Source organism: Bacillota bacterium, from assembly GCA_012839765.1.
GTDB lineage: Bacteria > Bacillota > Limnochordia > DUMW01 > DUMW01 > DUMW01.
Genome location: DUMW01000007.1, coordinates 24,830 through 51,811, shown reverse-complemented (window position 1 = coordinate 51,811; position 26,982 = coordinate 24,830). Strand labels below are relative to the sequence as shown.

21 protein-coding genes and 1 pseudogene are annotated in these 26,982 nt (G+C 54.9%); 7 read left to right on the top strand and 15 right to left on the bottom strand.

Annotated elements, in window-relative coordinates; translation table 11 throughout:
- Positions 1–109: 109 nt before the first annotated feature.
- The 3 genes from GXX57_00525 to GXX57_00515 form a co-directional block, all read right to left on the bottom strand.
- Positions 110–2,362 carry a DUF4832 domain-containing protein gene (locus GXX57_00525; protein ID HHV43138.1) on the bottom strand — a complete coding sequence of 751 codons (2,253 nt, stop codon included), beginning with the start codon at positions 2,360–2,362 and terminating at the stop codon, positions 110–112.
- Positions 2,363–2,412: 50 nt separating this feature from the next.
- On the bottom strand, positions 2,413–3,639 hold the full coding sequence (locus GXX57_00520) for an extracellular solute-binding protein (GenBank protein ID HHV43137.1): 1,227 nt from the start codon (positions 3,637–3,639) through the stop codon (positions 2,413–2,415).
- Between the two features lie 80 nt (positions 3,640–3,719).
- A complete protein-coding gene (locus tag GXX57_00515) occupies positions 3,720–4,640 on the bottom strand; it encodes a nucleoside hydrolase (GenBank protein ID HHV43136.1) in 921 nt (306 codons plus the stop codon).
- A gap of 126 nt (positions 4,641–4,766) precedes the next feature.
- On the opposite strand from GXX57_00515, the gene GXX57_00510 reads away from it, so the two are divergent.
- The gene (locus tag GXX57_00510; protein HHV43135.1) at positions 4,767–6,470 is read left to right on the top strand and encodes a helix-turn-helix domain-containing protein; all 1,704 of its coding nucleotides are present in this window, start codon (positions 4,767–4,769) and stop codon (positions 6,468–6,470) included.
- A gap of 642 nt (positions 6,471–7,112) precedes the next feature.
- On the opposite strand, the gene GXX57_00505 is transcribed toward GXX57_00510, so the two are convergent.
- From GXX57_00505 to GXX57_00475, 7 genes are all read right to left on the bottom strand, one after another.
- The gene (locus GXX57_00505; GenBank protein ID HHV43134.1) at positions 7,113–7,736 is read right to left on the bottom strand and encodes a cyclase family protein; all 624 of its coding nucleotides are present in this window, start codon (positions 7,734–7,736) and stop codon (positions 7,113–7,115) included.
- Complete coding sequence (locus tag GXX57_00500) at positions 7,702–9,204, bottom strand: glucose-6-phosphate dehydrogenase (protein ID HHV43133.1); 1,503 nt, start codon at positions 9,202–9,204, stop codon at positions 7,702–7,704. Before GXX57_00500 ends, GXX57_00505 begins: the two co-directional genes overlap by 35 nt.
- Positions 9,205–9,206: 2 nt before the next feature.
- The gene (gene gndA / locus GXX57_00495; protein HHV43132.1) at positions 9,207–10,625 is read right to left on the bottom strand and encodes an NADP-dependent phosphogluconate dehydrogenase; all 1,419 of its coding nucleotides are present in this window, start codon (positions 10,623–10,625) and stop codon (positions 9,207–9,209) included.
- 39 nt (positions 10,626–10,664) lie between these two features.
- Positions 10,665–12,086 (bottom strand): galactokinase, encoded by a 1,422-nt coding sequence (galK, locus tag GXX57_00490; protein HHV43131.1) that lies wholly within the window; start codon positions 12,084–12,086, stop codon positions 10,665–10,667.
- A gap of 66 nt (positions 12,087–12,152) precedes the next feature.
- Entirely contained in the window at positions 12,153–12,878 is a 726-nt protein-coding gene (locus tag GXX57_00485; GenBank protein ID HHV43130.1) for a nucleotidyltransferase family protein, read from the bottom strand.
- A gap of 147 nt (positions 12,879–13,025) precedes the next feature.
- The gene (locus tag GXX57_00480; protein ID HHV43129.1) at positions 13,026–13,487 is read right to left on the bottom strand and encodes a DUF188 domain-containing protein; all 462 of its coding nucleotides are present in this window, start codon (positions 13,485–13,487) and stop codon (positions 13,026–13,028) included.
- Positions 13,488–13,579: 92 nt separating this feature from the next.
- Entirely contained in the window at positions 13,580–13,885 is a 306-nt protein-coding gene (locus tag GXX57_00475; GenBank protein HHV43128.1) for a zinc-binding protein, read from the bottom strand.
- A gap of 368 nt (positions 13,886–14,253) precedes the next feature.
- On the opposite strand from GXX57_00475, the gene GXX57_00470 reads away from it, so the two are divergent.
- Positions 14,254–15,318, top strand: coding sequence for a Gfo/Idh/MocA family oxidoreductase (locus tag GXX57_00470; protein HHV43127.1), 1,065 nt, complete (start codon positions 14,254–14,256; stop codon positions 15,316–15,318).
- A 41-nt stretch (positions 15,319–15,359) separates the two neighbouring features.
- On the opposite strand, the gene GXX57_00465 is transcribed toward GXX57_00470, so the two are convergent.
- Positions 15,360–16,418: a hypothetical protein gene (locus tag GXX57_00465; GenBank protein ID HHV43126.1), complete on the bottom strand. Its 1,059-nt coding sequence runs from the start codon at positions 16,416–16,418 to the stop codon at positions 15,360–15,362.
- Between the two features lie 480 nt (positions 16,419–16,898).
- Here GXX57_00465 and GXX57_00460 point away from each other — a divergent pair, with 480 nt between their 5' ends.
- Entirely contained in the window at positions 16,899–17,171 is a 273-nt protein-coding gene (locus GXX57_00460) for a hypothetical protein (GenBank protein ID HHV43125.1), read from the top strand.
- A complete protein-coding gene (locus GXX57_00455; GenBank protein ID HHV43124.1) occupies positions 17,168–18,073 on the top strand; it encodes a right-handed parallel beta-helix repeat-containing protein in 906 nt (301 codons plus the stop codon). Before GXX57_00460 ends, GXX57_00455 begins: the two co-directional genes overlap by 4 nt.
- Before the next feature lie 133 nt (positions 18,074–18,206).
- Here the strand turns inward: GXX57_00455 and GXX57_00450 are convergent, their stop codons facing one another.
- Both GXX57_00450 and GXX57_00445 read right to left on the bottom strand, forming a co-directional pair.
- Positions 18,207–19,082 (bottom strand): nucleoside hydrolase, encoded by an 876-nt coding sequence (locus tag GXX57_00450; GenBank protein HHV43123.1) that lies wholly within the window; start codon positions 19,080–19,082, stop codon positions 18,207–18,209.
- A 159-nt stretch (positions 19,083–19,241) separates the two neighbouring features.
- Positions 19,242–21,125, bottom strand: coding sequence for a polysaccharide biosynthesis protein (locus tag GXX57_00445; GenBank protein ID HHV43122.1), 1,884 nt, complete (start codon positions 21,123–21,125; stop codon positions 19,242–19,244).
- Between the two features lie 477 nt (positions 21,126–21,602).
- On the opposite strand from GXX57_00445, the gene GXX57_00440 reads away from it, so the two are divergent.
- Together GXX57_00440 and GXX57_00435 are read left to right on the top strand one after the other, a co-directional pair.
- Complete coding sequence (locus GXX57_00440) at positions 21,603–23,327, top strand: hydantoinase/oxoprolinase family protein (protein ID HHV43121.1); 1,725 nt, start codon at positions 21,603–21,605, stop codon at positions 23,325–23,327.
- Complete coding sequence (locus tag GXX57_00435) at positions 23,321–24,685, top strand: histone deacetylase (protein HHV43120.1); 1,365 nt, start codon at positions 23,321–23,323, stop codon at positions 24,683–24,685. Before GXX57_00440 ends, GXX57_00435 begins: the two co-directional genes overlap by 7 nt.
- Before the next feature lie 759 nt (positions 24,686–25,444).
- On the opposite strand, the gene GXX57_00430 is transcribed toward GXX57_00435, so the two are convergent.
- Both GXX57_00430 and GXX57_00425 read right to left on the bottom strand, forming a co-directional pair.
- Complete coding sequence (locus GXX57_00430) at positions 25,445–25,855, bottom strand: arsenate reductase ArsC (GenBank protein HHV43119.1); 411 nt, start codon at positions 25,853–25,855, stop codon at positions 25,445–25,447.
- A 21-nt stretch (positions 25,856–25,876) separates the two neighbouring features.
- A pseudogene (locus tag GXX57_00425) lies at positions 25,877–26,122 on the bottom strand (GIY-YIG nuclease family protein).
- A 175-nt stretch (positions 26,123–26,297) separates the two neighbouring features.
- Between GXX57_00425 and GXX57_00420 the strand changes: the two are divergent.
- A complete protein-coding gene (locus GXX57_00420; GenBank protein ID HHV43118.1) occupies positions 26,298–26,861 on the top strand; it encodes a manganese efflux pump in 564 nt (187 codons plus the stop codon).
- The last annotated feature ends 121 nt before the right edge of the window (positions 26,862–26,982 follow it).

Sequence of the window (26,982 nt, the reverse complement as noted above, 5' to 3'; positions counted from 1 at the left end):
TTACGCAGGCAGGACTTCTTCCGGGGGGATGTCGAACTTCTTCAACAGACTGCTGACCGAGGGTAGCAGTTTCTGACTTCCAAATATTGGAGAGGGAGCTCTCCCCCACTTATGCTTGACTCACTCGGTCCGTGGAAAGATAGTGACAATCGTCTTCCAGAAAACCCCACTGCATCGCCATCGGTAATTGCCCGAAGTCTTGTGCCATGGCTAGGGAACCACTGCCAACAACGGCGTTCCGGGTCTCAATGTGGGCCTGGTCGTGAAGAACTAGTCCCGGGTGGATTGCTCCGTCGAACCCTTCATGGAGTACCACTATGGCCGGGTCCACTTCCTCGATCCGCAGGTTGTCGATGGAGAGGATCCCTGGCGGGTCAGCTCCCCAGACCAACTCGTAGTCATCATAGGGACCCAAGGTCAGCAGGATGGTTTTGCGGGCCCAAGGAAGTTCCGGTTGATCCTGCCAAGTCTGATAGGCGCGCAGTCCCCCAAGGCCACCTTGGCGGCTGCGGGCAAGGAAGTAGTATGCGGGAAAGTTATCGGGAAAGCTTGCTTGGTTCGCAAGGGCACGATAGTCGAAGCTGATCACATAGGTGCCATTGGCCTTTAGGCCCAGGGACTTGGCACCGGCAACTAGTAGGTCTCCCCTGGGTCCGGTGGAGCTTCCCGTAAAGGTATATTGACCGGTGAGGGGACTGTGCCCAGTAGCCTCCACTTCCCCACTGATGACGCGCAGACCGGAGTCTGCTGGTTTTCCAGACTCAAAATCCTCTGTGAACAGAAGGTGCCTTGTGGGATTGGCAAGACTTGGTAAGGGAACCTCTTCCTTGACTTGTATTCTTCCTAAAAGATAGCGGTTCTGACCATCGTGCCCTTCTATGGGGAGCCGAATCGCGGGCTGCTGGTGCTCATCCACTAGGGCGATGTAAAGATCATATTCGCCGGTGGGAAGATCCTCGGGCAGGGTGATTTGGGTTTGGTATTCATAGGTGCTTCCGCTTACGATATATGTCGGGTCGAAGCTTTCATCTATAGCCGAAAAGACTAGTTCATTATCCCGAAGCAGGTAGACACCCAAGGGATATTTCCTATACAGCCTGCCCACGGCCCGGTTTTCCCAAGCATGTATGAGGGTAAAGGTTTCGCCCGGCGCCGCTACCCCGGGGAAGTGGGCTTGGGTGAGCACCAAACGATAACCCATCCACCGTAGGCCATAGGGAATGAGCCGGTTGTATTCCTGGTTGTAAAAGTATAGGGCCGAATCCACGTTGGGGTTTTTCGCAAGATTGAAGGCGGTAATATCCCATCCCAGGGTCATCAGGTAATTGACGTGGTAGTTTAGGGCCTCATCGATGGCCCGGCGGGGATTGTAGCCGTCGTGAAGGTTTTGATACAAACCCAAAGAACCGGCGATTTCCCCGGAGATGGGTTTACGTGTGCGGTCAAAGAATTCCAGCATCAGTCGACCGTCATAGGGATCATGTACGTAGCTGGATAGGCCGTTGCGATTTAGTGCGATGTTTTCCACTTGGTAATAGGCGTAGTCGAAGGCGGAGGCCCGTACATATTCTTCATAGCTAGGCTTAGGCCAGTGATTGATGGAGATGCCATAGGGGGTCAGCTCCTCTTGCCATTCGTAGGAGTTGGAGAGCACCAGGATTACATTACTTCCCGCCCAGGCTTCGGACCAGGCGTCGATGATGATCTGCAGGGCTTCAAGGCGTTTTTCCAGGGTGGGGTAATCATACCCACTGTGCCACTCCCCCCATGCCCCATATCCCATCAGCTGTACCAGTTCCACCGCCGGATGGTCCTTGAACCGCCCGGAAAATTCTGCCAAGAATCTCTTCAAATGGGTGACATACAGAGGATGGGTATAGTCGGGGTAGGCACATTCCGCTTCTTTCCCCCACCCCGCTCCGTCCTTCACCTTGTAAGGGACCCCGAGGTCATACAGCCACTGGGGGGCACCAATGACAAAACCTACATGGGGCATGATCATGGGATCCGTGGAGATTCGGAAGTGGATACGCTTGCCTTGGCTTGTCCAAAACTCTACCGCCTCGTCGATGAGGCTCCAATCGAAGCGACCCGGTTCCACCTCGATGGCCCCCCAGGCGGACAAGATGGCCACATGGTCCACCAGCTCCCAAGAGGTGCCGTTCTTGATATAGGGTAACGAACGACCGGCGTCCATGTGTCCTGGAATGGCGTTATCAATATACCACCAGCCCATGAGAGGATTAGAAAAGACTTCGTCGGTTTCCTGGGGATAAACACTTACCATTCTCCCGCATACCTCCCTACCAGTACCCAACAACAGGATGGGAATTAAGAAGGCCAATAGGACCCTTCGGGCCATAGGGACACCTCCCAAGGTGGGTCCCCCGGAAAAGGGGGACCCGGCAAGGTTTAGCGGTAGTAGTCGGTCAAGGCGGTATTGACCTGCTTTTCCATCAACGTTACCGCCTGGGTGGGATGCATCAGTTCCCACAGAGCGGTGTTGGTGGCACCGCTTAACGCATTCCAGACGGTGTCCCATACGGTTCCATCCAACTTGTACGTGGAATGGGGAAGTATTTGGGCACAGACTTGGAAGAAGTGGTTTTCCGCCAGCTCTGGTGCTTGGTAATACTCCAGTCGGACCGGCAGCAGACCGGTGGATAAGGCACATTCCACCGAATTGGGCTCACTGTACACGTAACGGAGAAATTCGGCCCCGGCCTGTTTCAACCCTTCGTCGATACCGTAGCCAAACCGCCAGTCCGAGGCAATACAGGTGGCACCGTAAGGTGCATCCAGGGTGGGCCGGGGCTGGGGTGCGATAGCCCAATCAAAGGTGGCCTGTTGGGCTGTACCGTAGAACCAGCTACCCACCATGATCATCGCCGCGGTCTGGTTGAGGAACTTGGTACCACACCATTCGGTAACGGGCCAGGGGATGAGTTGGTTTTCTATTAGATCCAGGAAGAAGCGGTAGGCATCAACGGCCCCCGTGCCCACCAAAGTGGCCTGCCGGTCACCGGTGTGGTAATAGTCGGGGGCGGCTTGGGGCAACCAGACTTGGAGAAAATCGGTAGGTTCCGTGACAAATCCATACTGGACCACCTGATTGTCCGCCCCTACTTTTGTCAATTTCTTCGCCACTTGGATCAGTTCGTCCCAGGTTTTGGGCACATCCTGATCTCCCAGGCCGGCTTCGGCAAACAGAACCCGATTGTACCAAAGGGGCGTGGTCCACAGACTGAAGGGATAGGCATAGACCTTCCCGTCTTCGGCGATGAAATCCTCAAAGAAGGGTAACTGTTGACTCTTCATGTGTTCCACCAGACTGGGGGCGTAGAAATCGTCGGGGTAAGGGGAAATCAAGCCTTCAAAACCACCCCGCAAAATCTCCGGGGCCACCCCACTGACCTGGGCCATTTGCAGTTTGTCCAAGTACCCGTCGAAGGGGTGCTGCTCAACAATGATCTCGATCTCATCCTGCATTTGATTGAATTCCTCGGCCTTGCGCGCAATGAATTCTCCTAGGACATCGCTCCAGGCCCACACGGTGACAACAGTCTTCGCCGATGCCACTGAGTTGACCAACAATCCCACTAGCAGACAAAGGACCAGAACAGTAAACCGCTTTTGCATCTTTGCCACTCCTTTCTCTGTTTTTGTTATTCTTCGAGCCTTATGTGCGATGCTTTCCTTTGCCGGTAAGCCCACCTCCCCTAGCCCAACAGGGTTTGGACGAAAACTTCCTTGGCTTGCGCAACGTTCATGTCTTGACTTACCCACACTTCCGGGGATTCTTGGTAACTGAAACCATAGGGAACGCACTCATCGATGGGTAATCCTGTCGCATGTTTTTCTAGACTTATCAGGCAGCCCCGGGTAAACATTCCCACACTTTCCACCCGCAGGTGCATGGGCACCGTTTGGAAGATACCGGGCTCAATCAACCAAAGTAAGGGCGAAAGGTCGTAAAGCACCGGTTGATATCCCCATACGTCCTGGAGGGTAAGCAACAGTTCCAACATGGGGCCCCCTTTAGCTTTGAATCGTTGACGGGTTATCTCGTCTAAAGTCAGTTGTTTGCTCACACTCCAGGTGGCCAGGAAGGTCTCTATCCCGGAGCTGATCACCCGGTCCGCGGCCAGGTAGTCATTGGCGAAGTTGTGTTCACGGCGGAAATACACCGTCTCTCCACCCATGATGGCCAGTCCCTTGAGGTTTTCCTTGAGGGAAGGATATAGGTCTAAGGCGATGGCCACGTTAGTCAGCTGTCCGAGACAGACGAGGGTGATCTCGCCGGGGTGTTCCCGGGCCACCTGGTTGAAATACTCCCAGGAAGACAAAGGATATGTAGTCGCGGTGGATAGGTGTTCCGCGGCCCAAGCCAGTTGGGTCGTCAGATGAGGTGTTCTTGTTTTCGTAGGTGAGCCTTCGGCACCGATTGTGACGGGAATGTCTTTTCCGGTGGTCTTTACGATGGTCTGGGCAAGCCGAGCCCGGAGTTCTACATGATGATCCACGGTGGATATCCCCAGTACTTCCAGTTGGGGATGGATGAGGGCAAAGGCCAAAGCATAGGCGTCATCGATGTCGTTGCCGATGTCCGTATCAATCAGGATCTTGTGAACAGAGGTCACTGTGTACTTACCTCCTGAAAGCATTCGTGTTATAGTGTTAATACACTAAATATTTCATTTTTCTCAGCCCACTCCCCTTTGGCTTGGATTGGCACGCTGTTAGCATATATTGCGCGGGGTGATCCTTTGAGAGTTCCGGTTGTTATCGACACAGAAATCGGGGACAACATTGACGATGCCTTCGCCATTGCTCTGGCGGTGAATTCTCCGGAGATTGAACTGTTGGGCGTTACCACCACCTTTTATCTCCCCCGGGCCCGGGCTCTAATTGCCCGGCGCTTGCTGGGTGCCTACGGTGAGCTCCACGTCCCCGTTAGCATTGGGCTATCGCCCCGCTACCAGGGGGAACCCCCGGCGGAGTGCGATACCTTCACCCAGATGGAAGAGGCTATCCCCAAAGTGCCCCTAGGGGAGGCTAGTCCCCTCTCCGCCCTCGAGTGGCTGGAAAAGGTCACAGCCCAACGCCGGGGCATCGTCTACGTGGCCAACGGACCCTTAACAAATCTTGCAGATTTTCTCCGTCGCTACCCCGATCGGGTCACGTCCTTTCGTCAGGTGGTGCTCATGGGCGGCTGGGTGACCCAACGACTACCGGAATGGAACATCAGCCAAGATCCAAAGGCTGCAGAGGTTGTCCTCTCCTCGGGAATTCCCATTGTGTTGATCGGTCGGGAAGTGACCCTGGGTTGTATCCTAACCCAGGCCCAACGGGGAATACTGTTCAACTCTGGCTTGGCGGGCACCAGCTTTCTCATGACCCTGTACCAACACTGGGCTAAGGCGATGGGGAACACACCCCCCATCATGTATGACCCGCTCACGGTGATGTATCTTTGCGATCCTTCGGTTGTGACCTTGGAGCCGGTCCGTGTTCGGGTAAAGACAGAACCGGGCGCCAACTACGGGGTGCTCTATCGGGCGATGGATGGTTGGCCGGTGCAGATGGCCATCGATGTGGATCGGGGCCGCTATTTGAATACCCTGGTTTCCCGTCTTACGGAACATGTGGTGACCCCGGAGTGGTATCCTGTGGAGCTTTTGGTGGTCATCCGGGACGCCTTGGTGATAACTTATCCTGCGGATTGGCAGATGCGGCGGTCCACCACGGCCAAGCACATCCTGGCTTATGTCCTGGATGGTGAAGGGATGGTGGAAGCAAGGGATGGAACCACCACAAGTTTTCAATCCGGAGACATCCTTTATCTTCCGCCGGACACTCCCCATCAGTTATCCACCACTTCTGGGATGGCTGTCTCCATGCTCTATTTTGAATGCTGGCAAATGCAAGGTGGGGAGAGACAGGATTATACCCTGCCTTTAGTGGATGGAGGACTGGTGCTCTCTTTGCCGGACCCCAGTTATGTGCAGTCCCGGGTGGAACAGATTATTGACCTCTGGATGCGCCCTTCTTTCGGCAATATGTTCCTTTGTAACAGCAAGCTCCTCGCCCTCATCGCACATTTGTGCAGTTTAGCGGAACGGTCCAAGGGTGATCCCAGCAGTACCCAGGAAATGATTGAACACGTGAAGACGTTCCTGGAACAGCATGTGGAAGAAAACATCACCCTTGATCTGCTAGCCAAGGAGTTTCAGGTGAGCAAGTTTGACCTAATCCGGCTGTTTAAACAGGAACTGCAAATCACGCCGATTCAGTATCACCGGTCTTTGAAGATGCGGCGGGCCCGCACCCTTTTGGAGTTGGAACATCTGTCGGTGAAAGAGATCGCCCACCGCCTCGGTTATTCGTCGGTACAGGTCTTCAGTCGAGCCTTTAAGGCGGAGACGGGGATCAGTCCCCGGGTCTATCAACGGCTTGCTAACCGGTCATGAATGACCAGTCTTCGTTCATCTACTGGGTATATGCCCGTTCTGCCCAACAGGGGGTAAGGGCCATTTCAGACCGTCACACGGTCATTAACGGCGGAAGTGTTGACCGTGTCGATTTTTCTGCCCAGGAAAACCGAAAGCTATCTGTAGAAATCGTCCAAACACTTCGGGCACGACGGCCGTAAAGGTAAAGGAATTGTCCCCTTGGGTCTGGAAGGAAAACAGTTGGGCGGGAAGTATCGCTGGGTTTGGTGGTCGTGGACAGGATCCCATAGTACGTGTTTATCCTTCTTCTGTGTATGTCATATGGGGGAAAAAGAACCTGAGCTGCCAGACCATGAACCTAGCCTCTTTTCCCGCAAGGATTTGATCGGTCCTTACCATTGCCCCTACCCTAACTGGTCCTGCCTCACCGAGAACCAGTAAACATTGACTTCATAGCATCGTGCCAAGGGCAACAAAAGACATCCCAGAAGGACCCAGCGGACTGTCTTGGTCATGGATACTCTCCCCTGCTGCAATCGAAATCTGGTTCTGAGATGCAGGTAAGATCTGCGGAGACCTACCCCCTACTTGACTGGGTTACCTCCTTGCGGTTCTTCCAAGGACATGTGCTGGGAGGGGTTCGGGTTTTTCCAGCTGTTATTACTCCTCCAACAAAAGGGCCCGCACCGGTGCCGACTCCACCCCTGTCAACTTCAACGGGGCGATGAGCAGAGTGTAATTCCCCGGGGGTACGTGTCCCAGGCGAAGTCCCTCCAGAATCTTGATCCCCGCTCGAAAGAGGGTTCGGTGGGTCAAATGATCCGGCTGATCCCGCTCGATTCCCAAAGAGTCGATGCCAACTCCGGATACTTGTCTTTCCACCAGGAACTGGGCGGCGGTGACATCTACATAGATGAAATCCTCCCCTGGATTGTCAACCAGGGAGTTTTGCGTCTTGAACAGGGCAAATAGTCCCGGTGTGAAGGGCAACCCCTTCAGTTCCTCTGCACTGATGTGGTCCTTTACGTGGGTAAGATCGTAGACCTGGCAAGGGACGATTAGTTCTTCCAGGGAATAGGCTTCGATGGTGCTCCCGTCGGCTAGCATATGGAAGGGAGCATCCAAGTGGGTTCCCGTGTGTAAATCCAGGGACACCCGGGTCTGGTGGATACCCTGCTTGCGGTGGCTAGCAATGGTAATAAACTGGGGGCGCAGTTGTTCCCGGTTTTTGTAGACTGGCATTTTGGGTTCAATTGTCATGGAAACATCGTAGGCGATCTTCACAGTCAACCCACCATACCTTTCCATCCTGTGCTAGTAGTTGCTGGGCTTCCTCCGGTCCCCAGGTACCTGCGGGGTACTGGGGAATCTCGGAAGTATCCCTTTCCCAAGCTTCTAAGATACTCTGTACGTACTCCCATGTGGCCTCAACCTCGTCCCAGCGGGTAAAGAGGGTCGCATCCCCCACCAGGATGTCATGGAGCAGACGCTCATAGGCTTCTGGGGAGTTTTCGGGGTAGTCGCAGTTTTGGCAGAAGGACATCAGCACCGGCCGCAGGTTGAACTCTGTGTCCGGTTCCTTCACGTTGAACTGGAATGCGACCCCCTCCTCTGGTTGGATTTTGATTACTAACAAATTGGGGGCCAAATCCCCTAGAAACGAGAGGTTGGAGTTTTTCTTGAACTCCACCACCACTTGGGCTGAGCGTTGCGGCAGGCGTTTTCCGGTACGGAGGTAAAAGGGTACCCCCTGCCACCGGGGATTATCGATGTATAGCTTCATGGCCACGAAGGTTTCCCGCTGAGAGTCCGGGCTTACATAGGGTTCCTGCCGGTAACCGACTACCGTTTCCCCATGGATCGTCCCCGGACCGTATTGTCCCCGCACCACTTGGGTGGCAATGGTCTCCTCCGTCAGGGGTCGCAGGGCCTTGATCACCCGGACCTTCTCATCCCGCAGGGCATCCGCAGAAAAATCCCGGGGCGGCTCCATAGCGGTGAAGGCCAACACCTGCATCAAGTGGTTTTGGACCATATCCCGCAGGGCCCCCGCCTGTTCATAGTAGCGGCCCCGTTGACCGATCCCCACCGATTCGTTCACCTGAAGTTGAATGCTGGCCACATGATCCTTGTTCCAAAGGGGTTCAAAGACTGTATTGGCCATGCGGATCATCATGATGTTTTGCAGCATTTCCTTCCCCAAGTAGTGATCCAGCCGAAAAATGGCCGACTCGGGGAACACCGCGGCCAGTTCCTGTTGCAAAGCGCGGGCCGAAGCCAAGTCCCAGCCGAAGGGTTTTTCCAGCACCACACGGCTGTCCTTTGCTAGACCCGCCGCTGCCAGTTTCCGTACGGTGGGAGCGAAAACCTCCGGAGGGACCGCCATGTAAAAGATGTGTTGCTTTTGCTGGCTGCCCGTAAGCTTCGCAAGGAAAGCTTCCAGGGAGGCGAAGGTATCCGACTTGGCAAGATCCAGGGCTTGGTAATGGAATAGACGTAGAAAGTCCACTTCCAGGGCATGGGGTTTCTTTCGAGAATGCTCCTGGATGCAGCCGGCCACGTAGTCTTGAAAGGCTTGCCGGTCGTACTCCCGTCGACCCACGCCTACCACCTGGGTGCCGGGGGGTAGACGCTTCACTCGATAGAGGTTATAAAGGGCGGGATAAAGCTTCCGGCAGGCCAGATCGCCGGTGCCGCCGAAGATCACCAGTGTGCTGGGTTCCGGGGTGACATTCCTCTTAGCGAAAAACATCCCTATACCTCCTCCTCACGGGACCAGTCGGTATGAAAGTACCCGGGTTTGTCGATTCGGCGGTAGGTGTGGGAGCCGAAGTAGTCCCGCTGCAGTTGGATGAGGCTTGCGCTGGACCGGTGAGTCCGATACCCGTCATAGTAGGCCAAGGCGGATCCGAGGGCGGGGATGGCGATTCCCGAGGTTATTCCGAGACACACACAACTGCGCCACGAAGCTTGGGCCCTGGCTAAGGCTGCCCGGAAGGGTTCTGCCAACAGGAGATTCTTGAGATTGGGTTCTTGGGCAAAGCTTTGGGCAATAGGAGCCAAGAGCTTTGCCCGAATAATACATCCATTGCGCCAGATCTTGGCCACCGTTTCTAAATCCAGTTCCCAGCCGAAATCCCGGGAGGCTTGTCTGAGTAAAGCAAAGCCTTGGGCGTAGATACAGATCATGGCGGCATAGAGAGCTTCCCTGAGGTTCCTAATGGTATTTTCCCTATTGGCCGGTTCCACCGGGGCGGGGCCCTGCAGTTGCTTTGCGGCTTCCTGCCTTTCCAGGTGCAATGCAGACAGGTATCGGGCATAGAGGGCTTCGGCCAGGGTAGGTGTGGGCACACCTAAGTCAAGGGATTGGCCCACGGTCCACATGCCTGTGCCCTTTTGCTCCGCGGCATCGAGGACCACATCCACTAAGGGGCGCTGAAGGGTCGCATCGACACGGCGCAGAATGTGGACCGTGATCTCGATTAAATAGGCTCCCAGTTCTCCCTGGTTCCACTGGTCGAAGACGTTGGCGATCTCCTCCACTCCCATGCCCAGATGATGGCGCATGAGGGCGTAACACTCCGCGATGGCTTGCATGAGGGCATATTCAATGCCGTTATGTACCATCTTGACAAAATGACCTGTCCCGCCGGGGCCGAGGTAGGCACAACAGGGTGAGCCGTCCGCGGCCTTGGCGGCAATGTCTGTAAGGAGGTCTTCCACTAGGTGGTAGGCCTTCGGATCCCCGCCGGGCATCAGGCTTGGACCATGGCGGGCGCCCATCTCTCCTCCGGAAATGCCTACTCCAAGATACTGGACTCCCTTTTCCCGGCAGAGGGCCTCTCTGCGGATGGTATCCTCAAAGAACGAATTCCCCCCATCCATGATGAGATCCCCCGGTTCCACCAGTTCTAAGAGATCCAAAAGCACCGGGTCCACAGCAGCTGCGCTGACCATCAATAGGATCCGCCGTGGCCGCACGAGGGAGGCGACGAAATCGGACAGAGAATAGAAAGCGTTGATACTCTCCGTAGGGTTTTGCTCTAGAAAAGAACGGGTGCGGTCTGCGCTGCGATTGTACACACTGACCCTGTAACCGTGATCGGCGAAGTTGAGGGCCAGATTCTGCCCCATCACCGCCAGACCCACAATCCCGATATCCCCGTTAGCCATGCTGATCCCTCCTGGATACGTGGTATTTTGGCTGGAAGATCACAGAGTATCATCCGCGGCTGCGGCCACCACCTGCTCTGCCGCCAGGATCTCCCAGGAGGCCCCTGCCTGGGGCTGGGTGTGTAGGATGACTTCCTGGTTTCCGTTGCGCTGTAGCTTCGTGTAAAGCTCGGGCCGTTCTTCGCGGATATACTTCCCATAGTATTCCCTGGTCATCGCCTCAATCAAGGGCTCGACGCGTTTTTTCTCCACCAAGGCCACCGCACAGCCGCCAAAGCCGGCTCCGGTCAGCCGCGCTCCCTGGGCCCCATGCTGCCGGGCCAAGGTGACCAGCTGATCCAGTTCAGCACAGCTGATCCCATAATCCACGGCACAGGACTGGTGGGAGGCGTTCATCAGATCACCGAAGCGTTCCGCATCACCTGCTTTGAGATAAGCGAAGGCTTGCCGCACCCGATGTCCTTCGGTGAGGGCATGGCGGAATCGCGGCCAGAGGGCAAATCCCGAGTCTGGCACATCCAGCAGGTCTTCTCGCCCGCCGGTACGCATGTGTTGTTCGGTAAAAGCTGCCAGGGAGAGCTCCAATTCCTGGGCCACCCTTGCCGGTGTCCACTGACCCTGTAGAATGCGCTGAGCTTGCGATAAAAGCTCTTCGGGACCATTCCCATACCGAAGGATCAACTCACCTAAGTTACCAAGCTCAACCCCCACAAGGTGGCGGGAGACGATCCGGGTGGCCAGTTCACTCTCTTTGGCCCGCATGTTGAACAGCAGGCGTACCCTTTCGGTTTTGGGGGCTGTAACCAGACTGTTAAAGACCACCACGTGATAATCCTCCGGTATCGAGACCGGTTGCGTGGCCAGGTCAGGGAAGAACTCAATCTTCAAGGCACAATTTTCTTGGGCCAAAAGACAGATGGTCTGGTCCATCCCTCCCCCGGCGGTGCCCACATATCTTTCCGCCGAGGCCATTAGTTTGGCCATCTCCTCTGGAGAGAATCCAAGGTCGTTGGCTGCGCTGAAGGCCAAGCCGATGGAGACCACCAGGGCCGAAGAAGAACTCAGACCCGCGGCCTTAGGGATGTCACCGTGAACCAGGACGGACATGCCCCGGAATTTGAAACGGGGTTCCTTTTCTAAAACCGTATTAACCAGCTTCCAGACCGCGGCTTTGGCGTAGTTGCCCCAATCCCCCGTGGGATACGGTTCAATATCCGGCTTTATGTCGAATTCCCGTTCGGGGAAATGGGGGTCCAGGTTGCGCAGTACTACCTTGCTGTCCTCCCTGGGGGCAAAGACGGTGCGAATCGACCGGCAGATAGCCATCGGTAACACTGGTAGTCCATTGTAGTCCGTATGTTCACCAATCAAATTGACGCGACCCGGTGCCTTCGTTTTACCATAGGGATACTGCTGTGGAAAATGGGCGCTAAAGGCTTGTAAAAGACTGTCTTCTTTCATAAAGCATCAGGGCCTCTTACTTAGTGGTGGCGGCCCAACCTCCCTTGTAAGAGATTTGTTTTCGATTTATTCTTTCTCCCGCATGAGGGTCTGGATCCGTTCCAGCTCCTCCACGGTTCCGATATCCCCCCAGTGTCCTTCTAAAGGATAGGCATATAACTTGCGCTGTTCTGCAAGCATTTGGGCGATGGCGCTAGAAAGCTCGTACTCGCCTCGTACTGAAGGGGTAAGACGGCCCGTGTAGGTGAAGATAATCGGTGAGAAGACAAACAGGCCCGCATTGTTCCAGTTGGTAGTGGAGGTCCCCTGTGGGGGTTTCTCAATGATCTTCGTTACTCGCTTGTTTTCGTCGAAATATACCGCAGCACCCGCGTAGGGGTCTTCCACCCAATTTACGGCCAAGAGTCCGTCGGCCTCGATTTGTTCCCAAAGGCTTCTCATGTCCCGATAATTCCCCGGGGAGATGATGATGTCACCATAGGTCATCACGAAGGGTGATGGGCCCACCACATCCTTAGTTAGATGCAGGGCGGAACCCGTTCCGTTTAAGACCTTCTGCTCTACATATTCTATGCTTACACCCAGCTTGCTGCCATCTTTCAGCAGTTCCTGGATCATCTCACCGTGGTAGCCGATTACCACGATCAATTGATCAATGTCCGCCCCTTTTAATCCCTGGATGATGTGTTCGATGGCGGTGATCCCCCCCACATCCATCAGGGCCTTGGGGCGATCCTTAGTTAACCCCTGCAGACGCGTTCCCTTGCCTGCAGCGAGAATTACTGCTTTCATACTGGAATCGTCCTCCGCTTCATCACTACGCTACATCCATAGCTTGTCCCCACCGATGCTGCATCTAATCCTGGGATCCTAGTTCGGTGTGGATACTTTTTACTCTTTCGTCAGGACCCCCCGTGAACCCTGCCCGAGGAGGAAATTTCATGCCCGTAGCCCCGGTCTTCCTTCCTCTAGGATCCGGCGGAGCCCCCGCTCGAAGGCCAGGTCATCTTCCCTGGTTCGGGCCGCCGGCCCCTTGGTGCGGCCGCCGCTGCGTCGGAATTTTGCCTTTTGGAAACGTTCATCCAGCAGGAAGTCGATCCTTTGGGCCGTATATTCCCTGCCGAAGAAGTTGAGGACCCGGCCCTTACGTCCTAGGACCAGGGCGGCCAGGCCCCAGTCTTGGGTAACCACGATGTCTTCCGGCGCCACCCGGTTCACGATGGCCAGATCTGCCTCGTCGGGTCCGTTGCCCACGGTGATGTGCAAGGGGTTGTCGATGTCATGATTGAATGACGATACGGTGAACAGTGGCAGATGGAATTCGCTGCTTATCTGTTGTAAAATCTTTAACACCGAGCGGGGACAGGCATCGGCATCTACGAGTATCTTACGTGGGTCGATACCCACCACCCCCTAAGAGATGAAAAGTCCTTGGGCTAGACATGAAAAAACTCCTTTACCCCTAGGGGCAAAGGAGTCTCGGCTACCGCTAATTAATATCTGCTACGCTTCTGTGAAAAACAATCCCGACAATACACCGGCCGGTCCCCGCTGGGTTGAAAGGGCACTTGGGTTTCTTGCCCACAGTCGGAACAAACCGCTCGGTACATGGCCCGCTGCCCCGTTTGGGCAGTGGATCTCTGGTTGCCATTACGCTGTTGTTTTCTTGCTGCACGACACTCGGGACAACGGCTCGGTTCGTTTTCGAACCCCTTCTCCGCATAGAAGGCCTGCTCCGATGCAGTAAAGGTAAAGTCTTTTCCACAGTCGCGACATGATAGGGTCTTGTCTTGGTACATTTAGGGTATCTCCTCACAAAGGTTTATTGCTCAACACAGAAGGAGCTAACTTATTTCCCCGAGCAACAAACCATAGGAGGAGGGGTAAATAACGTTATGTCCCTGTTCTGTGGACTTGAGCTCTTGCATTATATCATGGGCGAAAGTAAAAGTAAATATACCCATTTGTACAATTTTGTTTTCTTGTAGGACTCTGCTATTTCTCCCCTGTCTGTTCCTATCCTTCCCGGGATTGGCGTCTGCCGGGTCTGTGGGTGCCAATTTGGGCTCTGCCATCTTCTTCCCAAAGGTCCAACGGTGTCCCGAATATTTGCCTTTCGCCGGGAAGGATAATAAAGTAGCTGTTTATATTTTGGAGGAGGGATCCGATGAAACGCTTGCGGGTTGGCATTATCGGTACGGGGATGGCCTTTGAACGGCTGCACTTGCCCGCCTTCCAAAGGCTATCCCAGGAGTATGAACTGGTGGCCCTGGCGGATTTGGAGTTCAACAAAGCCCGGGCTTGGGGTGAAAAGCTTGGGATCTCCGAGGCACACATCTATGACGATTATCGAAAGATGATCAGCGAAGAAGACTTGGACGTAATTGACATCATCGTCCCCATTCCCCTTAATTTCCGGATCACCCAGGAAGTCGCGGAGATGGTGGCCCATTCCCACCGGGGGATCATCTGTGAAAAGCCCTTAGGTAGCAACCTCGAAGAGATTGAGGCGGCCCGGGAGTTGCCCCGTCGTTATGGGGTGCCCATCATGATCGCGGAAAACTACCGCTATGATGCCGAGACAGACCTTCTGCGGGATTTTGTCCGGGAAAAACGGGTGGGTGACGTGGTCTATTTCCTCCAAAACCGGGTGGTAAACATGCCCCAGGATATGCTCGGGAACCAGTTTGCCGCTAAGGAATGGCGGCAACATCCCGTCTATCCGGGGGGTGTGATCACCGATACGGCGGTACATGATATCGGCGCCCTTCGCCATATCTTCGGTGCCATCAAGCAGGTCCAGGCCTTCGGTGTGCCCTGCCAGGAGGATTGGTCTCCCTTCTTGGTGATCAACGCCAATTTCCAGTTCTACAGTGGTGTTACCGGTCACTTTTCCTTCTATTGCGCGGGCATGGAGATGCAGCGACCTTTGATCGGACTGCGGATCTTCGGTACCGAGGGCATGATCTATCTGGAGGAGAAGGATGCGGGAACGATCAATATCGCGTACAACGACGGTTCCCAGGAACAGATTCCCTACCAGCCTGAACAGGGCTTTTACCGAGAACTGCTCAACTTCCATAAGGCCATGAACCACGAGGAACCCATCGCGGTGACCCCGGAACTGGAATTTGGGGATACCTTGACAGTGCTGAAGATGGTAGAGTCCGCGGCCAATGATGGTGAGGTTCTGCCGGTGGACGAAGTGGCCGAGTATGCGGTCACCTATTGATTCAAGCAAGGGAGCCACCAAGCCGGTTGCTCCCTTCCACCCTAGACTACTTTTCGTACCTCCTGCCTTGCCGCGGCCACAAAGGCGGTGATGTTCTCCCAGGGCACATCGGGTTCCAACACGTGGGTGGGCGCTAGCACAAGGCCGCCTTCCTTTCCAAGGGTGCGGATCCGGTCCGTGACGTAGGCAAAGACTTCCTCCGGGGTACCAAAGGGCATAATGGTCTGGGTACCCACCGTTCCCCAGAAAGCTAGCTTCTTACCGTAACGACGCCGAAGGTCCAAGGGATCCATGCACTCCGGTTGTACGGGATTTAGCACATTGACCCCTATTTCCACCAAATCATCGAGAATGGGCCCGATAACGCCGTCGCTGTGATACCAGATATGTACTTCTCTGTTGACCTCCTTTGCCGCGGCGATCACCTTGGCCATCCGTGGTTTTAGCCACTTTCGCCAAGTTTCCTGGCTCATCAACAGTGCCCTTTGGGAACCCACGTCGTCCCCTAAACGGACCATGTCCACCCCGGCCTGGGCAAACCCCCGGGCGAGGGAAGCATTGAGCTCCGTAATTCGGTCCAACAGGGCCGAAGCAAGGTCTTGGTTTAGGTAAAAGTCCATGAGGAGGTTTTCCATGCCCCGCAAGTACCAGGCAGTCTCAAAGATGTGGCCCACAAAGGCGCTGACAAAAAGGTCCCGCCGGTGGTAGTCCTGCACCTGGGCTTCCAGGTGGGCCATCCGGTAGGGTGCGTCGCTATCGGGGAAGGGATAAGCCAATATTTCCGCAGGATCCTGGGCACCGGCCAAGGGATGGAGCATCTTTGTGAAATGATAATATCCCCCCGGACGATGGGCTACCCCGAACTCGTCTAGCCACAGTCCGCTGATGTCTTCGGAATAGTATTTCTGGTAATCGTGCACCTGGTTGCTGGGACCTAGGTGGGCTGTGCGCATGTCCAATTGAAAATACTCCTCGGGCGACGTGGCGCCGGTCCGCTTCTTGAACTCTTGTAGGACCGCTGGTACAAATCCCAACTCAAAGGGAATGCGATCGGTCCTCTCGTGCCGGAGCGCCGCATGTACCCGTTCCCGTGGTAACATATCCATGCCTCCTTTAGTAACCTTGCGTGCACCAAGGATTCTGTCATTTATATCCCATGTTTAGGTTCTACTACAACAATACCGAGCCCTTCTGATTTGCGCAATGCCGCCGACAGACCTGATCCAAACAAGGGGGTTACCTCTGATTGGTGGGCTTTATCCTATGATTCCAACGTCTAGACGGCGGTTGCAACGAAAAATAGACCACTAACGCGAGTTAGTGCTGTTAGTTAGATTATACGTTGTTGGCTGACACGGGTCAATACTGCGACTAGGCCAGGCTTGTCGTGGAGATCAATGAGCAGCAACACCTAGCTCTTCTGGAACAACACACCTTGTCAAAAGGGAGATAAATTTCGCACTTGCCTTCACCCTTATGGCAGGGACAGGGCGACCCATTGTCGAATTCTCCCAGCAACTAGCGCGCGTTAGTTGTCTAGCTTGCGGGCTTAGCAATCTGTGTTTATGGGGGTAAAGAGCGTGGCACTGAAACAGAATTATTTGGTTTATCGTGATGGCGACGTCTTTCGGGTGGTGGGTCAAGTTGATGGCAAGCAATTGGCTGTTGCCGAGGATGCCTCAAGGGCTATCCAGACCGCTGTTGATTCCCTGACCAGTGGCGGCCGGGTCATTCTAAGCAACGACACCTTCCCCATCGGTGAACCGATTCGCCTGGGGACCGGGTTGAGCTATGCGGCAGTGGAAAAGCAACGGTCCTGGAGGTTAGCTCTGGAAATGAGTCCGTGGGGGTGATCTGTCAGGGGGCCAAGGGAGTGACCATCGCGGATCTGACGGTCCGGTCGGAAAGACCATGCGGGGCCCTGGCGGGCATCGTGTTGGACGGCTGTGGGGACTGCCATGTGCGGGCAGTGCTATGCCAAGGATTTGCCGGGTACGGTATCTGGGTGCGGAACGCTTCCTTCCTATGTAGTATAAGTCAGTGTAGCGCGGCAGACAATGGGAAAGCAAACATCTACTTCGATGAACTGGCTTGCAACAGTGCCGCTGGGGATTTCGTCCCCAACGTGGTCGCGAACTGTATCACCTACGGGGGCGGTACAGGAATTGCGTGCAGTAACACCATAGTCCTTAACATCCTCGGTTGCGCGGTCTTTCAACCGGAGAACCATGCCTATCATCTGTTTAACACCAGCAACAGTGTTCTGATCTCCGGCTGTAGGTCTTTTCAGGTGGGTAAAGACGCAGTGCTGGTTGAATCCTCCAACGAGATCAACATTTCCAGTAATGTTTTCTGCTGGCATCGTGGCCACGGGATTGTCCTCAAAGATGTCAATTGGGGGACCATCAGTGCCAACGAGGTCATTGATACCGGTGTGCGGGACTTAGAGGGCAATCTGAACAACGGGATCATGCTCCTTTCCGGTACTAAGGGCATTCAGGTTACCGCCAATAGCATCTTCAACTGGGGCGATCAGGTCATCATGCAGACGGGGATCTATGAAGATCAAACCTGTCTCAACAATTCCATCACCAACAACAACATCAATTATTGTCACGATGATATTATTGCCCTGGGGACGGGAACCATGGTGGCCAATAACCTGGGCTACAAACCGGCGGCCTATCTGCGGATGGACAACCCCCCCTACCCCGACTTTACCAGGGTGAAAGTAATGAACTTTATTGGACGGTGAGGCGAGGACTCTTTCGGATAATCCTCGGTGAGTTCAAAACCCAACATCGGCATGGGACGTCCTTCTCCCATGCCGATGTTTAATGGTTGTCCTTGGTAACAGGACGGGTTCCGGCAGAAAAACGTGGGGCCTCTCAGGATGAGGCTTTACTGAGTGTTCTAAAATAGTGGTCAAAGAAGGCTTCTGGGTTAACCTCCACCGCAATCCGGTGGGGGTTACCGTTGGTGTTTTCGGACCAGTAGGTCGTCCCCTCGATGGCGGGATCAGCGATTTCCACGGTGACGTGACCGTCCCTATAGGTACATAGATCCGGTTCGAAGATCACCGTGGCCGCCAAGGGGTCGTGGAAAGTAATCCGGTCCCGCTGGCGGAACCATATCTCGGCAAACTTCAGGGCTGTGCCCAAAATGGGCCCAGTGAATTTCTCCCTGGCTTCCTCCGCGGAAATGACACATCTTCTTGTCACGTCCAAACCGATGGAAAGGCACTCCGCGTAGTGGTAGACCAACGCTGAAGCGATGGGATCCACCAAGGCATTCCACTCCCGTCCCTCGGTAAGGAACTGACCGATCATCAGTACCGTTCTCTTGAGTAATTTGGGCAACTCCGGATCCATGGCGAAAAGCAGTCCCACGTTGGTCATGGGACCCACCGCCAAGAGAGTCACTTCTCCGGGATTCTCCCGGATCGTGCGCTGCATGAATTGCAGGTAATCTGTCGGGAATTCCGTCCGGTGGGGAACCTCCGGCAAGACCTCCGCCTGGGGAACATGGGGCTGCCCCCTGCCTGTGAGGAGCACTTCCCGGCGTCCAGCATAGATGGGTACTTCCACCCCAGCACTTTGGCAAAGGGCGTCGGCAATCATGGCCCGGGCCTGGGTGTCACCGCTAACGGTGGTAATTCCCAATAACTCGCACCGGGGTTCAGTGAGCAAATAGGCCAGACACAGGGCATCATCGATGTCTGAACCAAGATCCGTATCCAGAAGCACTTTTACCTTTTGATCCATCGGTTACATCCTTCCTTACTGGTATTCCATCCAACTAGACCAAACTGCTTGACACGATATAGCCCTGTTACTTCGCCTAACGATTGTGAATTCCTTTTACCTTAATTGGGTTTAGTTTAATATTTATTGCGGCGGTGACAGTCCGAAGACAGTCTCCGGTTATTCCCTCGCTGCCGCTGCATCGGCGAAACCAGGCACCTCCACGGGTTCTTGCGGGGGTTGGTAGGTGGGCACAAGGGCTTTGAGGGCTTGCCGTACCACCTCCGGCGGAGGGGACTGTTTGATGATCTCTTCCAGGAGACCTAACTGTCTTTCCAGTTGGTCCATGTCCACATCCTGCAATTTCGCCACGAAAATCTTCTCATGCTTGGTACTCTCCGTATGTTCTTCGTCGGTGAGGATCTCTTCATACAGTTTTTCTCCCGGCCGGGTGCCGATAATCTTAATCTCAATATCCTTACCCACCTGTAACCCTGAAAGACGGATTAGATCCCGCGCTAAATCGATGATCTTCACTGGTTCTCCCATATCCAGCACGAAGACTTCTCCACCATGTCCTAAGACCCCAGCCTGGAGCACCAGCTGGCAAGCTTCGGGAATGGTCATGAAATATCGGGTCATCTCCGGATGGGTGACGGTCACCGGTCCCCCCTTGGCGATCTGTTGTTTGAACAGGGGTACCACGGAACCACAGCTGCCCAATACGTTGCCAAAGCGTACCGCCACAAATTCGGTACTGCTCAGCCTGTTAGCCGCTTGGACGATCATCTCCGCGATGCGTTTGGTGGCCCCCATGACACTGGTGGGGTTGATGGCCTTGTCGGTGGAGATCATGACAAAGCGTTTTACACCATATTTGATCGCCACCTGCACCACGTTGTAAGTGCCAAAGACATTGTTCTTCACCGCTTCCTCCGGATGGTCTTCCATGAGGGGCACGTGTTTGTGGGCCGCGGCGTGGTAGACCACATCGGGGCGAAATCTAGAGAAAACAGCCTCTAGTTTGTGCCAGTCTCGGATGCTGCCCACCACCGTATGTAAATCTAGCTGGAAATACTCGTCTTTCAAATCATGTTGAATCTGGTAAAGATTGTTCTCGCTGATGTCAAACAAAACCAAGGTTTTCGGTCGGAACCGAGCCACCTGGCGGGCCAGTTCCGAACCGATGGAACCACCCCCGCCGGTGATCAACACCGTCTTGCCCGACAGGTGACCGCGCACATGTTCTTGATCGATCCGCACCGGTTCCCGGCGCAGCAGATCCTCCAGTTGCACTTCCCGAAGTTTCCCCAGATCCACCTTGCCTTCCAGGATCTCGTAAATACCGGGAACTATCTGTACTTTGGCGGTGGTTTGGTCACAGAAGGACAAGATCCGTTTGATCTGATTGCCCGACGCCGAGGGGATGGCGATAATAATCTCATCAATGTTATGGGCCGCCACTAACTCCGGCACCTGTTCCACTGTGCCCAGGACCTTGATGCCCCGGATGTATCGTCCGAGCTTGTCCGACGCATCATCGACAAAACCTACGACCTTTTTCCCCAACTCTCGATGGTTACACAGTTCCTGGGCTACCAGGGTGCCGGCATCTCCGGCGCCGATGATCAGTACTCGGGTTTGGTTAGCGGGCGCAGCCGTAATCCGGGCCTGATGCTCCCTGTACAGTCTTACCCCTGAACGCAAAGCCCCCAGGGCAACGATGGTCACAAACCAGTGGATGACAAAGACACCTTTTGCCAAGGGTACTGAATGCAGTAGAGGGGTTACGAAAACCACCGCTATGGTTCCCATGGTCACTCCCAGGGTCATCCGAAGTAGATCCTGGCTGGAAGCATACCGCCACACACCGCTGTACATTCCGGAAAACCCAAAAACCACCAAGGTCAGTAGGGAGACAACGACGTAGTGGGAAATGGGCCATTGTGCGATAATCTCCGAGGTTTCCTGACCGTAGTAAAGGAATGTACTGAAGATTAAAGAAGCGTGCACGAGAAACACATCAAGCACCATGAGAGCCAGTTTTCGTTTATTTAAGATCATGGATTCACCATCCCTTCCCACCAGCGTCGTCTCGCCGGTCATGGGCATCCCCGGTGTAGAAGACCTTCTGGATCTGTCGAAACGATTGTGCCAAGGACACATTCGCGTTATATTATGACACAGGCAGGCTATGCCGGCAATGGTATAGAACGACGTTGTGGCCGTGATTTGACTAACTAGTCCGCTCCTGGCTCTTGGAAGCTTGTGTCAATCATAGCACAATTTGTAACGCAATACTACCAAAGTCCTAGGGGAAAACTAAGCGAATTGTCTCGCTTATGTAGTCAAAACCCTACTAAGTTTGCCTGTACCGTCTTTTATGGGGAAACCGGGAAGGTTGGATTGGGACACAGGTCCTGGGACGATGTGACTCTCAGGTATGTTGCCTCGTTGAATGAGAAGCAGGAGTTGGCTTGCGCCTTTCAGAACATGTTAATATATACCAGAAGGAGACTGGATAAAGGACGGTGCAGCAACGTGGCGATTATCGGTATCGATGTGGGGGGCACCAACACCGACGCAACCTTGATTTCCCAGGGACGGGTGTTGGCCATGGCCAAAACACCCACAGATCACGCGAATCTCTTGGCAAGTACAACGAAAGCCCTCAGGGAGATCCTCCGGGCCTATCACAGTGAGGAACCGGTGGCACTGCATCTTTCCACTACCCTGTCCACCAATACCATTGTAGAAGGGAAAGGTGAGCCTACCGCTGTATTGGCGATTCCCGGTCCGGGTGTGAATCTGCAGGAGCTGGCCTTGCCTATTCCCTTGCACCAGCTCCGGGGCTATGTGGACCACCGGGGACGGGAGGTTGCTCCCATTGATCCCCAGGAAGTATTGGAGGCGGTACGGAAGGTCAATGCCGAAGGAATGGGGGCCCTGGCCATTGTGGGTAAGTTCTCCCACCGTAATCCCAGCCAGGAGGAAGCTGTGCAAGGGGTGGTGCGGAAAAGTGGAGTCCCGTTCAGCCAGATCACCTTAGGCCATCGTCTTTCGGGGCGCTCGAATTTTCCGCGCCGGATTGCCACTGCCTACCTGAATTCCCGGGTAGCAAGACAACAGCTGCACTTTGTGCAGACCATCCAACAAGTATTGGCAGACCATGGGGTCATCAAGGAGGTGCGGATCCTCAAAGCCGACGGAGGAACCATGTCCCTCGAGGATTCAATCCTGCGCCCGGTGGAGACCATCCTTTCGGGGCCTGCAGCCAGTATCATGGCGGCCTTGGCGCTTACCCAGCATCCCCAAGATAACGCAGTAGTGGTGGACATCGGTGGTACTACCACCGATATCGCCGTAATTGTCAACGGTGAACCGCTTTTTGAACGTAAGGGAGCCGAAATTGCCGGTTACCGTACCCTGGTGCCGGCTTTGTTCAGCCGTTCCCTTGGCCTGGGAGGCGACAGTACGGTACAGGTGGTACCCACCGAGGACCAGCAGCTTGATTTTCGCTTGGGTCCCACCCGAGCGGGTTTGCCTGCGGCCCTGGGTGGAACAGGACCTACCCCCATCGATGCCGCGGTGGCCTTGGGATTGGCTCCCCTGGGCAGCCGGGACCGGGCTGTGGAGTCTTTAAAGTGTTTTGGCAAACCCTGGGGGCTTGACTGGCAGGACGTGGCCCAAGGGATCATGACCGCCTTCGCCCAGCAGCTAGCCCAGGCCATTCGGGATATTTATGATCACTTGGCCTGTGTGCCGGTCTATACCATCTCGGAGATCCTTGCCCCACCGGATATTCGACCCCGAAGGATCATTGGCTTGGGAGCCCCCGCTGGGGTCTTTGTACCCCTTGCAGCGGGGCAACTTGGTCTACCCTGGGAGATCCTACCGGCCCATGCCGGTGCCAACGCGATTGGGGCTGCGGCTGCCCGCCCCACCGCCAGTATCACCTTGCACGCGGATACAGAGCAGGAAGTACTTACCGTCCCGGAACGGGGTATTCGACAGAGGATTCCCCGGGCACTTCTTTTCGATGGAAAACGGGCCCGGGCGGAAGCCATTGCCCAGGGTAGACAATATGCCCAGGAGTTGGGATTAGCTGATTGTGACGATGTCTATGTGGTGGAAGCCGAAAGCTTCAATGTGGTGCGGGGCTTTCAGACAGTAGGTCAGATCCACACCATTCGGGCCCAGGTACGTCCTAAGGTGTATAGGGTCCACGGGGTCTTTGGGTCAGAAGGAGCTGATTCTCAATGCTAAAAGCAAAACGGTCCGTGGGACTTGTGTTTTTCCCTGCCTTTGACTGGTGCATCACTCCGGATCATCCCGAGCGGGAGGAACGGCTGCTTTATACCCGGGACCAGATTATGGAAGAAGGCTTGCTGGATATTGAAGGCATTGAGGAATACCGTCCCACGGTCGCCGCGACCAAACACGTCCAGCGGGCTCATATTTGTGTCCCTTCAGTGGCCAGTCTTGTTACCGAGTCCCATCTCATCGCCGCGGGTGGCGCGATGCTGGCTGCGGATCTAGTCTTGGAAGGCAAGGTGGAACGGTCCTTTGCCCTCCTGCGCCCACCGGGGCACCACGCCATGCGTATTGTCCACGGCTCCCGGGGCTTTTGTACGGTAAACAGCGAGGCCATCATGGTGGAACACATCCGACATCGTTTCGGACCCCAGATGAGAATTGCCATCGTGGATACCGATGCCCACCATGCCGACGGTACCCAGGACATTTTCTACAACGATCCCTATATCCTCCATATTTCCCTCCACCAGGATGGCCGGACTCTTTATCCCGGAAGCGGAGGCGTTTTCGAACGGGGTGGCCCGGCAGCCCGGGGTCAGACGGTGAATATTCCCCTTCCGCCGGGGACAGGGGATGCAGGCATACTTTATGTCTTGGAGGAACTGGTGATGCCGATTCTGTCCGCGTGGCAGCCGGATCTGGTGATCAATGCCGCAGGCCAAGATAACCATTACTCGGATCCCCTGACCAACATGCGCTTCAGTGCCCAAGGTTACGCCCGGCTTACAGAAATGCTCAATCCCGATATCGTGATCTTAGAGGGCGGCTATTCCATCGAAGGGGCCCTGCCCTATGTAAACGTCGGGATCCTTTTGGCCCTTGGGGGGTTGGACTATAGCCAGGTGCGAGAACCGGACTGGGACGAGACCAAAGTGACCCAAAGTAAAGCCGTTACTGCAGCCATTCGGGACACCGTCGCCCAGGTGAGAGTCCTGTGGGAGTCCCGCCAGGATCCGGGGCACTCACGGGCCTTTGGTGATGGACCCTTTTACCACCGAGAGCGCCAGATTTACTACGACACCGATGGGATCTTTGAAGAGCAACAGGAGAGGATTCGTCTATGCCCACAGTGTTCGGGCTGGCGCCATATCTATTCCACCGCTACCAGGCAGGTGGGGATCTTAAGGATGAGTGGGAGGTCCACCCGGATCGGCGCCGTGGTGGTACCTTGGCTGGCCTGTCCACAGTGTCGCAAAGATGCGGAGGAGGAGTATCAGCGATTAATGAGGGAAGGAAACCTGGATTATTGCTATTTTCAGGACAGTGAGCAGGACCGATTTCTTACCAATGTCCAAAGGGAATTCTAGGGGGATTGTCCTGGCGGTGGGACAACCCCCTTGTGTGGTGATAGTGATTCCTGCCGTAAGGGACGTTTTTCTGCGAGATTCTAGACAGTGGATGTTCCGCCAAATCTGTGCGGGAGTAGGCTATGAGTCTTCCTGTTCTGCCAGTCTCACGTGCGTTGATTGGTGCGACTCTTGAGTCCACCATATTAGTCAATCATTGAACGATCGGTGGGTGGTTTCCTTGGTCCTTGTGCCTTGCTCCTTGCTAGTGTCTTGACTGCATTCCTAATTGTCCTGGGGATGTGTTTGCGATGCTTTCTCCCCTTCCCTTCTTCCCCCGTTTGTAGGGGCCGTTTACCCTTTACCGGGGGTATCTTGGTGGCGGTGCTTACTCCCTTCATCTGTTCATTGCATATTGGCTATCCCGGATGCGGGATGTCTTGGTGGTTAGCACCAGGAATCCCCCGGGTAGCCTATCGAATTGCGACGGCGAGTTCTAGGGTTGGTATTTGGGAAACCCGGTAGAGGTATGGAGTTCCTGATGGACCTTCGCTCAGGCCCACAGTGTCTTTCGGCAGGTGGGTGAAGAAGGCCGCCGGGTGGGCCTAGGCAGGAGGACGGATTTGGAAGTATGCACACCTGCAAGGCGGATCTGATGTCGGGAGTATCCTGTGCCCTACCCGGTAGGGATTGGGCTCGACCCTGTGAATTCCCTGTAGCGGCTGCTGAGTTTTCTCGCCTGGGGTCCTTGGGGTGACTCTGTTGGCCTTCCCCGCTAGGTTAATCGAGGACCAGTTCCCCTGCAAGAAGGCGTCTACGCAGTTCCTTTATCTTGGTCTCGATGAGCCGCGCCGTGTGGATGAAGGCCTCATCCTTTTGGCCGGTGGGATCGGGGATACCCCAATCCTCGCGGTACCGATGGGGTATCGTCGGACAGGTCACGCCACAACCCATGGTGATGACAAGGTCTACCGGCGGTAGTTGGGCGACGGACTTGGGGTATTGGTCCTTCTCCAGATCCAACCCGTAAAGGTCTTTTAGGATCCGAACCGCATCGGGGTTAATTCTCGCGGCTGGCTCCGTTCCCGCAGAGTAAGGCACAAAGAGGTATGGGGTGAAATATTTGGCCAAGGCTTCAGCCATTTGGGATCGACAGGAGTTGTGGATACACACAAAGGCCACTTTCAGCATAGCCGTCCCACCCCCTTGGTTTCGAATTAGCATTAGCTTTTCCTTCCGAGATAGGCGTTTAATGGCGTGTTCCCGGGCCAACGCCAGTTCCTTCGAGGGAACCTGTTCCCAATAGACCAGCCGCACGGGTATTCTTCCCTTGGTGTACCGGGCCCCTTTACCCCGGTTGTGCTGTCCCAGTCGCCGGATGAGATCCGTGGTGTACCCGGTGTAGAGGGTGTCGTCCCGGCACTGGAGGATATAGACGTAGTGGTGCCTTTTGGCCATTGTGGGCCATCTCCCTTTGCCTTTGTCCTAAGCCCTAGGATAGCAGTTTCCGGTCGTTCCCACAAGGACACCGGAGGTTTGTCCCCCCTGCCTGGTAGGTTATGCTATAATATTCATCGTATGTTGTCCATACTAAGAATATGGCAAGCTAAGGCTGCTTTGGAGGAACTTCCAAATGGGATTTCTAGAATTGTTCTTAATAGCCGTGGGGCTATCCATGGATGCCTTTGCCGTGGCCATTTGCCAGGGCTTGTCCATGGGAAACAGGAACCTGGGTCGGTGTGCCCTCGTGGCCCTGTTCTTCGGCGGCTTCCAAGCCCTGATGCCGTTGGTGGGTTATACGCTGGGGGTACAGTTTCAAGCCTACATCACCTCCGTCGACCATTGGCTGGCCTTCCTGTTGTTGTCCTTCATTGGTCTGAAAATGATCCATGAAGCCCGCAAACCGAGGGAAGAAAAGAAATGCACAAATCTCAGCCTCAAATCCCTCATCCTTCTTTCCATTGCCACCAGTATCGATGCCTTGGCCGTGGGAATCACCTTCGCCTTCCTGCAAGTGAACATTCTCCCCGCCGCGGCTTTGATCGGTGTGACCACCTTTCTTTTTTCTTTGCTGGGGACAGGTATTGGCAATGTCTTTGGGGCAAGATATCAAGCGAAGGCGGAGCTCACCGGTGGAGTAATCCTCATTGGCATGGGTTTGCGGATTCTGTTGAGTCACCTGAGGATTCTTGTTTGAGCTGCTGGTTTTGGTGTGAAGTGTCTCCAACGAAGAGATCGCGGCGTAGTCTCCCTGTGTGCAACTCTACATTCTGTCTTTTGTCAAAGAAGGGGTCAGTACCAGTGCCCATTACGGAGAG

What these genes read in the sequence shown, in the direction of transcription:
- GXX57_00525 (HHV43138.1), bottom strand. Translation starts at nt 2,362, where the DNA reads ATGGCCCGAAGGGTCCTATTGGCCTTCTTAATTCCCATCCTGTTGTTG.
- GXX57_00520 (HHV43137.1), bottom strand. Translation starts at nt 3,639, where the DNA reads ATGCAAAAGCGGTTTACTGTTCTGGTCCTTTGTCTGCTAGTGGGATTG.
- GXX57_00500 (HHV43133.1), bottom strand. Translation starts at nt 9,204, where the DNA reads ATGTTTTTCGCTAAGAGGAATGTCACCCCGGAACCCAGCACACTGGTG.
- gndA (HHV43132.1), bottom strand. Translation starts at nt 10,625, where the DNA reads ATGGCTAACGGGGATATCGGGATTGTGGGTCTGGCGGTGATGGGGCAG.
- galK (HHV43131.1), bottom strand. Translation starts at nt 12,086, where the DNA reads ATGAAAGAAGACAGTCTTTTACAAGCCTTTAGCGCCCATTTTCCACAG.
- GXX57_00485 (HHV43130.1), bottom strand. Translation starts at nt 12,878, where the DNA reads ATGAAAGCAGTAATTCTCGCTGCAGGCAAGGGAACGCGTCTGCAGGGG.
- GXX57_00475 (HHV43128.1), bottom strand. Translation starts at nt 13,885, where the DNA reads ATGTACCAAGACAAGACCCTATCATGTCGCGACTGTGGAAAAGACTTT.
- GXX57_00470 (HHV43127.1), top strand. Translation starts at nt 14,254, where the DNA reads ATGAAACGCTTGCGGGTTGGCATTATCGGTACGGGGATGGCCTTTGAA.
- GXX57_00465 (HHV43126.1), bottom strand. Translation starts at nt 16,418, where the DNA reads ATGTTACCACGGGAACGGGTACATGCGGCGCTCCGGCACGAGAGGACC.
- GXX57_00450 (HHV43123.1), bottom strand. Translation starts at nt 19,082, where the DNA reads ATGGATCAAAAGGTAAAAGTGCTTCTGGATACGGATCTTGGTTCAGAC.
- GXX57_00445 (HHV43122.1), bottom strand. Translation starts at nt 21,125, where the DNA reads ATGATCTTAAATAAACGAAAACTGGCTCTCATGGTGCTTGATGTGTTT.
- GXX57_00435 (HHV43120.1), top strand. Translation starts at nt 23,321, where the DNA reads ATGCTAAAAGCAAAACGGTCCGTGGGACTTGTGTTTTTCCCTGCCTTT.
- GXX57_00430 (HHV43119.1), bottom strand. Translation starts at nt 25,855, where the DNA reads ATGCTGAAAGTGGCCTTTGTGTGTATCCACAACTCCTGTCGATCCCAA.
- GXX57_00420 (HHV43118.1), top strand. Translation starts at nt 26,298, where the DNA reads ATGGGATTTCTAGAATTGTTCTTAATAGCCGTGGGGCTATCCATGGAT.